This is a genomic window from Kitasatospora sp. NPDC003701 (assembly GCF_053587085.1).
Window position 1 is genome coordinate 47396 of the sequence record NZ_JBSFNM010000058.1, and the last position, 14145, is coordinate 61540.

At 72.4% G+C, this 14145-nt stretch carries 11 protein-coding genes, 1 pseudogene and 1 riboswitch; of the genes and pseudogenes, 9 read left to right on the forward strand and 3 right to left on the reverse strand.

Annotation, left to right across the window (positions count from 1 at the left end; translation table 11 throughout):
- The first annotated feature begins 27 nt into the window (after positions 1 to 27).
- Both ACWDRR_RS35610 and ACWDRR_RS35615 read left to right on the forward strand, forming a co-directional pair.
- Complete coding sequence (locus tag ACWDRR_RS35610) at positions 28 to 624, forward strand: SurA N-terminal domain-containing protein (RefSeq protein ID WP_449776406.1); 597 nt, start codon at positions 28 to 30, stop codon at positions 622 to 624.
- Positions 625 to 1141: 517 nt separating this feature from the next.
- The gene (locus tag ACWDRR_RS35615) at positions 1142 to 2161 is read left to right on the forward strand and encodes a MazG family protein (protein ID WP_449776407.1); all 1020 of its coding nucleotides are present in this window, start codon (positions 1142 to 1144) and stop codon (positions 2159 to 2161) included.
- A 69-nt stretch (positions 2162 to 2230) separates the two neighbouring features.
- Here ACWDRR_RS35615 and ACWDRR_RS35620 read toward each other — a convergent pair whose 3' ends face one another.
- On the reverse strand, positions 2231 to 2665 hold the full coding sequence (locus ACWDRR_RS35620) for an SDR family NAD(P)-dependent oxidoreductase (protein ID WP_449776408.1): 435 nt from the start codon (positions 2663 to 2665) through the stop codon (positions 2231 to 2233).
- Positions 2666 to 2823: 158 nt separating this feature from the next.
- Between ACWDRR_RS35620 and ACWDRR_RS35625 the strand changes: the two genes are divergently transcribed.
- From ACWDRR_RS35625 to ACWDRR_RS35655, 7 genes are all read left to right on the forward strand, one after another.
- Positions 2824 to 4098: a cytochrome P450 family protein gene (locus ACWDRR_RS35625; protein ID WP_449776409.1), complete on the forward strand. Its 1275-nt coding sequence runs from the start codon at positions 2824 to 2826 to the stop codon at positions 4096 to 4098.
- A gap of 298 nt (positions 4099 to 4396) precedes the next feature.
- A riboswitch (cyclic di-AMP (ydaO/yuaA leader) is annotated at positions 4397 to 4568 on the forward strand.
- A 4-nt stretch (positions 4569 to 4572) separates the two neighbouring features.
- Positions 4573 to 5490, forward strand: a complete 918-nt coding sequence (locus ACWDRR_RS35630; protein ID WP_449776410.1) for a transglycosylase family protein — start codon at positions 4573 to 4575, stop codon at positions 5488 to 5490.
- Between the two features lie 243 nt (positions 5491 to 5733).
- Entirely contained in the window at positions 5734 to 7020 is a 1287-nt protein-coding gene (gene eno / locus ACWDRR_RS35635) for a phosphopyruvate hydratase (protein WP_449776411.1), read from the forward strand.
- Positions 7021 to 7243: 223 nt separating this feature from the next.
- On the forward strand, positions 7244 to 7741 hold the full coding sequence (locus ACWDRR_RS35640) for an FtsB family cell division protein (protein WP_449776412.1): 498 nt from the start codon (positions 7244 to 7246) through the stop codon (positions 7739 to 7741).
- Positions 7731 to 8378 carry a DUF501 domain-containing protein gene (locus ACWDRR_RS35645; protein WP_449776413.1) on the forward strand — a complete coding sequence of 216 codons (648 nt, stop codon included), beginning with the start codon at positions 7731 to 7733 and terminating at the stop codon, positions 8376 to 8378. Before ACWDRR_RS35640 ends, ACWDRR_RS35645 begins: the two co-directional genes overlap by 11 nt.
- Entirely contained in the window at positions 8375 to 9316 is a 942-nt protein-coding gene (locus tag ACWDRR_RS35650) for a Ppx/GppA phosphatase family protein (protein ID WP_449776414.1), read from the forward strand. Before ACWDRR_RS35645 ends, ACWDRR_RS35650 begins: the two co-directional genes overlap by 4 nt.
- A gap of 428 nt (positions 9317 to 9744) precedes the next feature.
- Positions 9745 to 11115 carry an NAD(P)/FAD-dependent oxidoreductase gene (locus ACWDRR_RS35655; RefSeq protein ID WP_380580151.1) on the forward strand — a complete coding sequence of 457 codons (1371 nt, stop codon included), beginning with the start codon at positions 9745 to 9747 and terminating at the stop codon, positions 11113 to 11115.
- 199 nt (positions 11116 to 11314) lie between these two features.
- On the opposite strand, the gene ACWDRR_RS35660 is transcribed toward ACWDRR_RS35655, so the two are convergent.
- A complete protein-coding gene (locus ACWDRR_RS35660; RefSeq protein WP_449776415.1) occupies positions 11315 to 13873 on the reverse strand; it encodes an ABC transporter permease in 2559 nt (852 codons plus the stop codon).
- A 47-nt stretch (positions 13874 to 13920) separates the two neighbouring features.
- A pseudogene (locus ACWDRR_RS35665) lies at positions 13921 to 14145 on the reverse strand (ABC transporter ATP-binding protein); the annotation flags it as partial.

Sequence of the window (14145 nt, forward strand, 5' to 3'; positions counted from 1 at the left end):
CGTGCCACCCCACCCCGGAGACCAGCCATGCACCGTCGGACCGCCGTCGCCGGCGCCCTGCTCGCCGCCTCGGCGCTGGCCGCCTGCGGAGGCAACGGGCTGTCGCCGGGCACGGCGGCGGCGCTGGACGGCCGGCGGATCCCGGTGGCGGCGGTCGAGGCCCGGGTCGCGGAGCTGCGTGACACGGCCGGTGGCGCCTCGGCGGACGCCCGGCAGCAGTCGGACGGGCTGGCGCGGCGAGCCGTCACGGACCTGGTGCTCGACGCGGTGGTCGCCCGCGCGGCTGCCGACCGCGGGCTCGCCGTGGGCGGTGCCGAGGTGGCGGCGGCCCGGACGGCGGAGGAGGTCCGGTACGGCGGGGCCGGTCCGTTCGCCCGGGTGCTGGCTTCCCGGGGCGTCCCCGGCGCCGGGATCGACGACTACCTCCGTCGCCAGCTGGGCATCCGCCGCCTCGCCGCCGCAGCTGGGCAGGACGCCGGCACCCCGGCAGGCGACACCGCCGTCCGCCTCGCCCTGGCCGAGGCCGCCACCGCCCTCCACCTGCGCGTCAACCCCCGCTACGGCACCTGGGACGCCGACCGGGTCGCCCTCCTCCCCGACAGCCCGCTCTGGCTGGCCCCGTAGTCCTGCGTGCGGGTGCTGCGGGTGCTGCCGGGGAGTGGGAAGTCGGCCCGCCCGACGTCCCACTCCCGGGCTCCGGGCGCGCGGTCCGGGGCCGGCCCTCACGGGGACCGGCCCCGCAGCCCCGCATGCGGGTGGCCGTGGAGGAGCAGGAAGTCGAGCCGGCCGACTTCCTGCTCCCGCCCGCGGGCTTTGCCACGCTCCGCGGCCCGCGCCCCCTCCGCCGGACCCACAGCCGCCCGTCCTGCCCGGGCCCCGGGCTACCGCCCGCCTCGGCCGTCCCGCCTCCGTCGCCCGCCCCGCCCCGGCGCCGCTGCCCCGGCCCCGCAGCCCCGCATGCGGGTGGCCGTGGAGGAGCAGGAAGTCGAGCCGGCCAACTTCCTGCTCCCGCCTGCGGGCTCTGCCACGCTCCGCGGCCCGCGCCCCCTCCGCCGGACCCGCCGCCGCCCGTCCTGCCCGGGCCCCGGACCGGGCGGAAACGCGGGGGCGGCGGCCTGCCGGGGGCGGGTAGGTTCGGGGTGTGACGAATCTTCCGGGCGCGAAGCTGATCCTGCTCACCACCACCCACCGGGTCGCCCCCGGCCTGCTGGCCTGGCCCGCCTGGGAGGCGCTGCGGTCGGCCGGACGGGTGCTCGCCGGCGACGCCGCGCACCCGCAGCTGCCGGCGGTGCGGGCGGCCGGGGTCGAGGTGGAGGTGGTGGTGCCCGGTTCGGCGCCGTCGCTCGCCCGGCTGCTGACCGGGCAGCCGGCGGCTTCGGGCCCGACGGTCTGGCTGGGCGGCCCGGACGGCGACCCGGGGCTCACCGACGCGCTGGCGCGCCTCGCGGTCGAGCACGCGGGCGAGGTGCCCGAGATCGAGGTGCTGCCGGGCTCGTACGACCTGCCGGGCGCGCGGCTGCTGGACCTGGTCTCGGTGATGGACCGCCTGCGCTCGCCCGGCGGCTGCCCCTGGGACGCCGAGCAGACCCACGCCAGCCTGGTGAAGTACCTGGTCGAGGAGGCCTTCGAGCTGGTCGAGGCGATCGAGGAGGGGGACCGCGGGACCCTCCGCGAGGAACTGGGCGACGTCCTGCTTCAGGTCTTCTTCCACTCCCGGATCGCCGAGGAGCACCCCACCGACGCGTTCTCCATCGACGACGTGGCGGGCGACATCGTCGAGAAGCTGATGTACCGCCACCCGCACGTGTTCGGGGACGCCGAGGCGGAGGGCGCCGCCGAGGTCGAGGCGAACTGGGAGGCGCTGAAGGCCGCCGAGAAGTCGGAGCGCGAGTCGGTGCTGGACGGCGTACCGGCCGGTCTGCCGTCGCTGGCGTACGCGGCGAAGCTGGTGTCCCGGGTGCGCCGGGCGGGGTTCACGGGTGTGCCGGACGCGGCCTACGAGCTGCCCGCGGAGCTCACGGCGGAGTCGGCGGGCAGGCTGCTGCTCGCCGTGGCGCAGCGGGCGCACGACGCGGGCGTCGACGTGGACGCCGCGCTTCGGGCGGCCGCACGCGGCTACCGGGACGCCGTGCGCGCGGCCGAGGGACTCAAGCCCGAGTAGCCCGAACAGCCCGAGCAGCCGGAGCTGCCCGAACCGCCCCGAACCACCCGGGCCGACCGCGCCCGCCCGTCAGACCGCCGCGACGTCCACCACCGACCGGCGCTGCGCCGGGACGACCTCGCCGACGACCTCCGCGATCGCCTCGCCGACCAGGGCGAGCAGCTCGGCGAGCCGCTCCAGGTCCAGGTGGTCGGGCAGTTCGGCGAGGGAGACGATGCGCTCGCCGTCCGGGCCGGCCACGCAGAACAGGTCGATCGGGCCGAGGTGCTTCTCGGTGGTGTCGACCAGCGCGGCGATGTCGCTCGGGCGGCGGATGTCACCGCAGACGCCGACGACCGGGCAGCCCGTCCGGTCGAGCTCGGCGGCGAGGTCCTCGGCGATGCCGACCTGCTGGTCGGCGATGAGCACGCCGGCGGCGCCCGCGGCGGTGAACCGGCGGGCGAGGTCGGCCCCCGACCCGCCGGCGAGTACGGCGATGACCACGACTGCCCCGGTGACCCGCATGGTGCGCTCCTCCCTGTGGGCGGCTCCGCACCGGCGCCCACGCGTTTTGCTTGCGGAGGATCGTAGGCAGGTCCTGACCCTCCGCAACAGGGATTACCCCGCAGGTGACCAGGCTCACGCCTGCCACGCCGGAGATCCCCACCGGATACGGTCGACACATGCCAGTTCAGCCCGATTCAGCCCGCCCGCCGCTCTTCACCTGGGAGTTCGCCGCCGACCCGTACCCGGCGTACGCGTGGCTGCGGGAGCACGAGCCGGTGCACCGCACCACCCTGCCGAGCGGGGTCGAGGCCTGGCTGGTGACCAGGTACGCGGACGCCCGGCAGGCGCTCGCCGACAGCCGGCTCTCGAAGAACCCGGCCCACCACAGCGGGCACGCCCACCGGGCCGGCCGGGTCGGCATCCCCGGCGAGCGCCAGGCCAACCTGATGACCCACCTGCTGAACATCGACCCGCCGGACCACACCCGGCTGCGCCGGCTGGTCTCCAAGGCGTTCACGCCGCGCCGGGTCGCCGAGTTCGAACCCCGGGTGCAGCAGCTCACCGACCGGCTGATCGACGGCTTCGCGCAGCGCGGCTCGGCGGACCTGATCCACGAGTTCGCCTTCCCGCTGCCCATCTACGCGATCTGCGACCTGCTCGGCGTGCCGGCCGAGGACCAGGACGACTTCCGGGACTGGGCGGGCATGATGATCCGCCACGGCAGCGGGCAGCGCGGCGGGGTGGGGCGGGCCGTCAAGCGGATGCGCGCCTATCTGGCGGAGCTGATCCACCGCAAGCGGGCCGACCTCGGCGACGACCTGATCTCCGGCCTGATCCGGGCCAGCGATCACGGTGAGCACCTGACCGAGAACGAGGCCGCGGCGATGGCCTTCATCCTCCTCTTCGCCGGGTTCGAGACGACCGTCAACCTGATCGGCAACGGCACTTACGCGCTGCTGCGCAACCCCGGGCAGCGGGCGCTGCTCCAGGATTCGATCGCCCGCGGCGAGACCGCTCTGCTGGAGACCGGGATCGAGGAACTCCTGCGCTACGACGGGCCGGTGGAGCTCGCCACCTGGCGGTTCGCGACCAGCCCGCTGACCATCGGCGGGGTGGAGATCCCGGTCGGCGACCCGGTGTTGGTGGTGCTCGCGGCGGCGGACCGGGATCCGGCGCGGTTCGCCGACGAGAACACCCTCGACCTGGCCCGGACCGACAACCCGCACCTGGGGTTCGGGCACGGCATCCACTACTGCATCGGCGCTCCGCTGGCCCGGTTGGAGGGGCGGTCGGCGCTCGCCACCCTGCTCACCCGGCTGCCCGATCTGCAACTCGCCGAAAGCCCGGAGAATCTCCGCTGGCGCGGCGGCCTGATCATGCGCGGACTTCGCGATCTCCCGGTGGAATTCACCCCCGAGAAGCCGTCCGCGGAACCCCCGGCCGGGCTCTGAGCAATCCGCGCGGCGATGCCCCGACGGCGCCTCGATCTCCGCCCTTTCGGGCCGGCGACACGCTGACGGGGTGTCGCCTTCGGGCTGACGGGGTGTCGCCGCCGCGCCCTCCTACGGGACCTGAACCGCAATCAATCAGGACATAGCGCCGTCGTTGGTAGGCGATCGGCCACGCGCCGTAATTTATGTGTGATACCTGCGATATGAGCTTGTGATTGATGTGAGGATCTGTCTACCCTCCCTGGAGTTCGCAGCTGCGAACCCCGTGCGCGGAACGCCGAATCCTGCCCGCCGCGTCACGGGAAACCGACCAGAACCCTTGGGCAGGGGCGGGGGAACCAGGTTTGTTGCCGTCCCCCACGGCTTGGGGTGAAGCCGCTCGCGCGGGCAGAAAGCCTTCGCGTCACGCGGCCGGGCCACCTCCCGGTCCGAACCCGACAGCTCACCTCGCAGGCGTGCGGAGAGGGAAACGTCATGCTCTTCGTCGGAACCGGCCGTCATCGTCGTCGCACCCAGACCGAGAAGGCCATCGCCGTCGCCGGTGTGGCCGGCGTCGGACTCGCACTGCCGCTGCTCACCGCCGCCGGCGCCTCCGCCGCCCCGGTCTCGACCTGGGACGCGGTCGCCCAGTGCGAGAGCGGCGGCAACTGGAGCATCAACACCGGCAACGGCTTCTACGGCGGGCTGCAGTTCACCCCCAGCACCTGGAAGGCGTACGGCGGCACCTCGTACGCGCCGCAGGCCCACCAGGCCAGCCGGGCGCAGCAGATCTCCGTCGCCGAGAAGGTCCTCGCCTCGCAGGGGCCGGGCGCCTGGCCGGTCTGCTCGCAGAAGGCGGGCCTGACCAAGGGCGGCGCCCCGGCTTCGGTCGGCACCTCCTCGGACGCCGAGTCCGCGGCCCAGCAGCCCGCCGCGCCGAAGCCGGCCCAGCCGAAGCCCGCGCAGCCGAAGCCCGCTCAGAAGCCCGCCCAGCAGCCGGTCCAGCAGCAGGCCCCGAAGCCCGCCGCCCAGCAGCCCGTCCAGCAGGACGCGCAGCACAAGTCCGGCTGGGACGCCGACGCCAAGGTCTTCTGGTACCAGAGCAACGGCGCCTGGTACTGGACCAGCCACCAGAGCGTCTATCAGCAGTACGCGGGTCAGGCCGCGGGCCAGTACGCGGGCCAGGACGGTCGCCCGGCCGCCGCCCACGGCGCCCCGGTCGCCGCGGCCGCCCCCGCCGCCCAGCAGCGCGCCGGCCACGGCTACACCGTCCAGTCCGGTGACACGCTGTCGACCATCGCCACGGCGCAGGGTGTTCAGGGCGGCTGGCAGTCGCTGTACGACGGCAACCGCGGCACCGTCGGCACCGACCCGAACCTGATCCTTCCGGGCCAGGTGCTCGACCTCGGCTGACGCCCGCCGCCGCGGTGGCTCCACGAAGGGGGTCGGTCAGACCCCCTTCGTCCGCATTCGGGCCCCTTTCATGGGGCAACCAGGTGAACTACCGGTGGGTAGCCGGGCCACACGCTGAGACGGGACCGAGGTCGACGTGGTCCCGAGAGCCCGTGCGGTTAGGCTCTGGTCGTAACGACTCCGCAACCATCCGGCCGACAGCACCCATCGTCAGCCGAACCTGCTTCCGCTAGGAGATGCCTCGTGCCGTCCATCGATGTCGTCGTAGCCCGTGAGATTCTCGACTCGCGTGGCAACCCCACGGTCGAGGTCGAGGTCGGCCTCGACGACGGCAGCACCGGCCGTGCCGCTGTCCCGTCGGGTGCCTCCACCGGTGCCTTCGAGGCGCTGGAGCTTCGCGACGGTGACAAGAACCGCTACTTCGGCAAGGGCGTGGAGAAGGCCGTCCTGGCCGTCATCGAGCAGATCGGCCCCGAGCTGGTCGGCTACGACGCCACCGAGCAGCGCCTGATCGACCAGGCCATGCTCGACCTGGACGCCACCCCGGACAAGTCCTCGCTCGGCGCCAACGCGATCCTCGGCGTCTCGCTGGCCGTCGCGCACGCCGCCTCCGAGGCCAGCGACCTGCCGCTGTTCCGCTACCTGGGCGGCCCGAACGCGCACGTCCTGCCGGTCCCGATGATGAACATCCTCAACGGTGGCTCGCACGCGGACTCCAACGTCGACATCCAGGAGTTCATGATCGCTCCGATCGGCGCGGAGTCCTTCTCCGAGGCCGTCCGCTGGGGCGTCGAGGTCTACCACACCCTCAAGGGCGTGCTGAAGGAGCGCGGCCTGTCCACCGGCCTCGGCGACGAGGGCGGCTTCGCGCCGAACCTGGACAGCAACCGCGAGGCCCTGGACCTCATCACCGAGGCCATCAAGAAGGCCGGCTACGTGCCCGGCAAGGACATCGCGCTCGCCCTGGACGTCGCCGCCTCCGAGTTCTACAAGGACGGCGCCTACCAGTTCGAGGGCAAGGCGCTCTCCGCCGCCGAGCTCATCGAGTACTACGCCGACCTGGTCGCCTCCTACCCGCTGGTCTCCATCGAGGACCCGCTGGACGAGTCGGACTGGGACGGCTGGAAGGCCATGACCGTCAAGCTGGGCGACAAGGTCCAGCTGGTCGGCGACGACCTGTTCGTCACCAACCCGGCCCGCCTGGCCAAGGGCATCGAGACCGGCACCGCCAACGCGCTGCTGGTGAAGGTGAACCAGATCGGTTCGCTGACCGAGACCCTGGACGCCGTCGAGCTGGCCCAGCGCAACGGCTACCGCTGCATGATGTCCCACCGCTCCGGCGAGACCGAGGACGTCACCATCGCCGACCTCGCCGTCGCCACCAACTGCGGCCAGATCAAGACCGGCGCCCCGGCCCGCTCCGAGCGCGTCGCCAAGTACAACCAGCTGCTGCGCATCGAGGAGATCCTCGACGACGCCGCCGAGTACGCCGGCCGCGGCGCGTTCCCGCGCTTCCGCTCTGCGGAGTAACAAGCACAGTCGCTCGGCGGAGTAACCAGCACGGTCGCTCGGCGGAGCAACAAGCACACGCGCTCCGGGGAGCAACGAGCACACGCGCTCCCCGGAGCGGTCGCCGCCGCAGCCGAGCACGAGGGCCGCGCGCGCCCAGTAGCGCAAGCCTGACCGGTGCCCCGCCGTTCACCCCGTAGGGTGGTCGGCGGGGCACCGTCGCGACCAGGAGGGGACAGGGGAGATGGCAGGCTGGAGGATCCCGGGCTTTGCCGCCCGGCCTCGCTTCACGAGCCGGGCGACCGTCCTCGTCCTGGTGCTCTGCTCCCTGGTGGCGATCCTGGCCTACCCGACCAGGCAGTTCATCTCCCAGCGGTCCGAGATCTCCGCCCAGCGGGCGAAGGCCGAGCACGCCCGGCAGCAGGTCGAACAGCTGCGCCGGGAGAAGGCCCGCTGGCAGGACCCGGAGTACGTCAAGGCGCAGGCCCGCAGCCGGCTGCACTACGCGATGCCGGGGGAGACCCCGTACATTGCGGTGGATCCGGCGGGCCAGGGCCCCGGCCGTTCCTCCGTCGCCCCGCCCGCCCCGTCCGACGGCGTGGCCGCCGGAGCGGTGAAGGCCGCCAAGCCCTGGTACGCGAGCGTCTGGGACTCGGTGGACGCAGCCGACACCGCCGCCCTCGCCCCGCCCTCTCCACCCGCCCCTGCCCCTGCTGGAGCCAGCTCCCCCCATGACCACTGAGAACCACCCCTCCGTCTCCGACACCGATGTCGCGGCCATCGCCGCGCAGCTCGGCCGGGTCCCGCGCGGCCTGCGCTCGGTGGCGCACCGCTGCCCCTGCGGCAACCCGGACGTCGTGGAGACGGCCCCGCGCCTCGCGGACGGCACGCCGTTCCCCACGCTCTACTACCTGACCTGCCCCAAGGCCGCCTCGCTGATCGGCACGCTGGAGGCGGACGGCGTGATGAAGGAGCAGACCGCCCGGCTCGCCGAGGATCCGGAGCTGGCCGCCGCCTACCAGAAGGCGCACGAGGACTACATCGCCCGGCGCGACGCCATCGAGGTGCTGGAGGGCTTCCCGAGCGCCGGCGGCATGCCGGACCGGGTCAAGTGCCTGCACGTGCTGGTCGGCCACTCGCTGGCGGCCGGCGAGGGCGTCAACCCGCTCGGCGACGAGGCGATCGGCATGCTGGAGGACTGGTGGGCCAAGGGCCCCTGCGTCTCCGCCGCCGAGGTCGAGGCCGCCGGTGAGCGGGTCGCGAGGAACCGTGCCAAGGAGCAGGACCACGAGGCCGTGATCGCGGCCAAGCAGCAGAAGGCCGCCGAGCGCGCCGCCAAGCGGGCCGCGCAGGAGAGTCCCGAGGAGGACGGCGCATGAGCGTCACCCGGGTCGCCGCGATCGACTGCGGCACCAACTCGATCCGTCTGCTGGTCGCCGACCTCGACCCGGAGACCGGTGCGATCACCGACCTCGACCGCCGGATGATCATCAACCGGCTGGGCCAGGGCGTGGACCGGACCGGCCGGCTGCACCCGGACGCGCTGGCGCGCACCTTCGCGGCCTGCCGCGAGTACGCCGAGGTCATCTCCGGCTTCGGGGTGGGTCCGGACCGGATCCGCTTCGTCGCCACCAGCGCCTCCCGGGACGCCGAGAACAGCGACGAGTACGCCAAGGGCGTGCGCGACATCCTGGGTGTCGGGCCCGAGGTGGTGAGCGGTGAGGAGGAGGCGCACCTCTCCTTCGTCGGCGCCACCAAGGAGCTCACCGGCGGCCAGTTCCCGGCGCCGTACCTGGTCTTCGACCTCGGCGGCGGCTCCACCGAGTTCGTGCTCGGGGCGGCGGACGTCCAGGCGGCCCGCTCGGTCGACATCGGCTGCGTCCGGCTGACCGAGCGCCACTTCGGCGGGGCCGAGCTGCCCTCGGCCGAGCAGGTCGCCGAGGCGCGGGCGCACGTCCGGGCCGAGCTGGACAAGGCCGAGGAGGCCGTCCCGCTGACCGGCGCGGCCACCCTGGTCGGCCTGGCCGGGACGGTCACCACCGTGTCGGCGATCGCCCAGGACCTGCCCGCGTACGACTCCGAGCGGATCCACCACTCCCGGATCGGCCGGGAGCAGGTGGCCCGGATCGCGGCCGAGCTGCTCTCCGCCACGCACGCCCAGCGGGCGGCGATCCCGTCGATGCACCCCGGCCGGGTGGACGTGATCGCGGCCGGCGCGCTGGAGCTGCTGGAGATCATGGAGCGGACCGGCGCCGCCGAGGTGGTCGTCAGCGAGCACGACATCCTGGACGGCATCGCCTGGAGTATCGCCTCCTGAGCGGATGCGAGCCTTACCGCCCCGGCCCCGGAGCCCCTTGGAGGGGTCCGGGGCCGGGGCGCGCCCGGGGCTCCGCGGGAAAGTTCGTGAATTTCTTCACATGGCGATCCAGCCATTCGTCGCGCCTGCCGGTCCGCTACGTCCGAAATGTGGGACCGAAGGCCCGCCCGCCGTGTCGGCCGCTGGATCGCAGGTGACGCTCCCGTACAGGTTTGAAAATCGAAATCACGCGCGGGAACCCAGGCGTGCCATGGATCGTTGCTGCTCAGCCGGGCCGTTCGGGTGCGCAGGCTCACCGGGGGGTCGGGTGGGCCGTGAGGCGGCTCCCCGGGGCCGCGAAAGTGGCCGCGAAGTGTAGCACAGGGTGTCCAGGAGCTTGTGACCGGCCTCACGAAGGCTGCTCCGGACGGTGCTGGATACTTTCGGATATGAGCACCACGGAGCGTCCTCGCATCCTCATTGTCGGCGGTGGTTACGTCGGCCTGTATGCCGCGATGCGCATCCTCAAGAAGATGCGCTATGGCGAAGCGACCGTCACGGTCGTCGACCCGCGGTCGTACATGACGTACCTGCCCTTCCTCCCCGAGGCGGCCGGCGGCAACGTCGCGCCCCGCAACCTCGTCGCGCCCCTGCGCAGCGCCCTCAAGAAGGCGGAGGTGCTCACCGGTGCTGTCACCGGTGTGGACCACGCCCGCAAGGTCGCCACCATCCAGCCGGCGGCCGGCGACTCGTACGAGCTGCCCTTCGAGTACCTGGTCGTCGCGACCGGCTCGGTCTCCCGGACCTTCCCGATCCCGGGTCTGGCGGAGCACGGCATCGGCATGAAGACGGTCGAGGAGGCCATCAGCCTCCGCAACCACGTCATGGCGCAGCTGGACAAGGCCGAGTCCACCACGGACGAGGCGATCCGCCGCAAGGCGCTGACCTTCGTCGTCGTCGGTGGTGGCTTCGCCGGCGTCGAGACGATCGCCGAGATCGAGGACATGGCGCGCGACGCCGCCAAGATCTACAAGACCGTCAGCCGCGACGACATGCGCTTCATCCTGGTGGAGGCGGCCAACCGCATCCTCCCGGAGATGGGCCCGGACCTCGGTCTGTGGACCAAGGAGAAGCTCGAAGAGCGCAACATCGAGATCTACATCGAGACCTCGATGGACTCCTGCGTCGACCAGCACGTCGTGCTGAAGAACGGCGTCGAGGCCGATGCCTCCACCATCGTGTGGACGGCCGGCGTGAAGCCGAACCCGGTGCTGGCCAACTTCGGCCTGCCGCTGGGCCCGCGCGGCCACGTCGACACCGCCCCGACCCTCCAGGTCAAGGGCTTCGACTACGTCTGGTCGGCCGGCGACAACGCCCAGGTGCCGGACCTCGCCGCCGGTGAGGGCGCCTGGTGCCCGCCGAACGCGCAGCACGCCGTCCGGCAGGCCGCCGTCCTCGGCGACAACGTGATCTCGGGCATGCGCGGCTTCCCGCAGGCCGAGTACAAGCACAAGAACCTCGGTGCGGTGGCCGGCCTCGGCCTGCACAAGGGTGTGGCGATCCTCTTCGGCAAGTACAAGCTGAAGGGCCGTCCGGCCTGGTGGTTCCACCGCCTGTACCACGGCGCCATGGTCCCGACCATGAACCGCAAGGTCCGCGTCTTCACCGACTGGACCCTGGCCGTGTTCCTGAAGCGCGAGGCCGTCGGCCTGGCCCAGATGGAGAAGCCGTTCGAGGCGTTCCAGGAGGCCGCGGCGCCCGCGCCGAAGCCGGTCGAGGCCGCCAAGCCGGCCGCCGACAAGGAGCTCGCCAGCAAGTAAGCGACTGCGACCCCGGTGTGGGAGCACCGGGGTATGAGTCGGAGGCCCTCCGCCCGGCAGCGTCGCCGGACCACGACCTCCGTGGTGCTCAGCCGGCCGTGCGACCGGGCGGAGTACAGAAGTACGGGAAGACCCCCGCCGAACCCTCCGGCGGGGGTCTTCCCGTGTCCGGCGCCGGTGCGGTGCCCGGCGCCGGCGGTCAGTCGGTCTTGATGCTCTCCAGGATGTCCAGCTTGGACGCCCGGCGGGCCGGCCAGATCGCCGCCACCAGGCCGACCACACCGGCCAGGGCGAGGAAGAGCAGCAGCTGGCCGAACGGCAGCGCCGTGGTCAGGCCCGCCATGCTGGACTTCAGCGTGCCGAGGATCCCCCAGGCCATGTAGCAGCCGAGCAGCAGGCCGATGCCGGCGCCGAAGAGCGAGATCACCACGGACTCCAGGCGGACCATCCGCTTGATGCCGCCGCGGTCCAGGCCGATCGCCCGCAGCATCCCGATCTCGCGCTTGCGCTCGAAGACCGACATGGCCAGCGTGTTGACCACACCGAGGACCGCGACGAGCACGGACATCGCCAGCAGGCCGTACATCATGTTCAGCGCGAAGGTGATGATCTGGCTGAAGTCGTCCCGGACGTCCTGCTTGGACTTGACCTCGATCACCGGGTTGGCGCCGGTGGAGTCCTTGAGGGCCTTCTTCAGCGAGTCGGTGGCACCGTCGGCGCCCTTGACCAGGACGTCGCTGATGTACGGCTCGGGCTCGTGCTTGGCGATCTCGCTGTTGGCCAGCACGACCGGGCCGAGCATGGCGCTCGCCTCGTAGACCCCGCCGACGGTGATCGGGCCGGTGGACTCGTCCGGGTAGGTGACGGTCAGGGTCGAGCCGGCGGTGGCGTTGTACTTCTTCGCGACGTCCGCGTCGATCAGGATCTGGCCCTGGGCGAAGTTGGCGGTCGAGCCGCTGGTCAGCCTGGCCGAGACGAGCTTGTCGAAGCTGTCCGCGTTCAGGCCGGTGATCGACTTGTTGGTGCCGTTCAGGTCCCAGTAGACGGTGGTGATCGGCGAGGAGGCCGTCACCCCGGTGGTCTTGGCGACCTCGGCCGGGATCTTCGGCGACAGGCTCATGCTGTTCGCGGTCGAGATCAGGTAGTCGGCCTTCATCGAGCTGGTGACGGCCTTGTCGAGCGCTCCGCCGACCGAGGCGCCGATCACCGTCAGGCCGGTGACCAGGGTCAGGCCGATGGTGAGGGCGGCGGCGGTGGCCGCGGTGCGGCGCGGGTTGCGCACGGCGTTCTGCCGGGCGAGCTTGCCGGGCGTGCCGGCCAGCCTGCCGAGCGCCGGGCCGATCAGGGCGATCACCGGGCGGGACAGCAGCGGCAGCAGGATGAAGATGCCCACCAGGGCGACCACGGCGCCGAGGGCGACCGGCATGCGGCCGTTGCTGTTGCCGGTGGAGGCGCCGTAGGCGACCAGCGCGCCGCCGCCCGCGGTGAGGACCGAGCCGATGATGTTGCGGACCAGCAGGCTCTTCTGGCTGGTCGGCTGGTCCCCGCTGCTCATCGCGGCCACCGGGGCGATCTTCGAGGCGCGCATCGCGGGCAGCAGGGCGGAGAGGACGGTGACCAGGACGCCGACCACCAGGGTGACCACCACGGTCAGCGGCTTGATCACCAGCGAGCCGGTGGGCAGACCGTCGTTCAGCGAGTGGACCACGGACTGCAGCCCGGCGCCGATCCCGACGCCGACCAGCAGGCCGGCCGCGGCCGAGAGGGCGCCGATCACCAGGGCCTCGACCAGCACGGACAGGGTGACCTGCTTGCGGCTGGCACCGATCGCCCGCAGCAGGGCGAGCTCCTTGGTGCGCTGGGCGACCAGCATGGTGAAGGTGTTGGCGATGATGAAGATGCCGACGAAGAGCGAGATCCCGGCGAAGGCGAGCAGCATGGTGCGCATGCCGTCGGTGCCGCTGGTGATCATCCGCTGCTCGTCGTCCTTGAGCTTCTGACCGGTCTCGGCGTCGATCTGCTGGCCGGCCGGGAGCTTCTGCTCGGCCTGGGCGAGCAGCGCCTCCTCGCTGGTGCCGGGCTTGGCGGCGAGCACGATGCTGCTGTAGCGGCCCGGCTCCAGCAGCAGCTGCTGGGCGGTGGCGCGGTCGAACAGGGTCAGCGTGCCGCCGGTGTTCACCACCGGGTCGTCGGTGGTGAAGATGCCGGTGAGCTTCGCCTCGGCCACCGGGCCGTTGGAGGCGACCCGGACGGTGTCGCCGACCTTGTAGCCGCCCGTGTCGGCGGTCTTGCGGTCGAGGGCTATCTCCTTGGCCGTCTTCGGGCCCTGGCCCTCGGCCATCGGGTAGCGGGCGTCCTTGCCGTCCGCGCCGGGCGCGAAGTTGGCGCCCTTCGCGGACCAGGCCTGGCCGATCAGGGTGCCGTTCTTGTCGGCGACGCCGGTGAAGCCGCTGACCACACCGCGGGCGGAGGCGGCCCCGGGGAGCGCACCGAGCTGCTGGACGGTGGCGTCGGTCAGGGTGGCCGCGCTCTTCTCGCTCTTCTCCCGGGCGGAGGCGGAGGAGCCGGCCGCCCGGTCCACGATCTGGACCGAGATGTCGGTGTAGCTCTTGGAGTTGCTGTCCCGCATGGCCTGGCCGAAGGTGTCGGAGAAGACCATGGTGCCGGCCACGAAGGCGGTGCCCAGCATGACGGCCAGCGCCGTCATCAGCAGTCGGCCCTTGTGGGCCAGCACGTTGCGCAGTGCGGTGCGATACATGGGGTGTCCTGAACTCTACGAAGGGACGGGCTGCTGCCGGCGGAGCGTCAGCTCGTCCGGCCCTTGGCGTCGAAGCGGCGCATGCGGTCCAGGACGGTGTCGGCGGTGGGGTTGGCGAGTTCGTCGACGATGCGGCCGTCGGCGAGGAAGACGACGCGGTCGGCGTAGGCGGCGGCCACGGGGTCGTGGGTGACCATGACGACGGTCTGGCCGAGTTCGCGCACGGAGTTGCGCAGGAAGGAGAGGATCTCGGCGCCGGAGCGGGAGTCGAG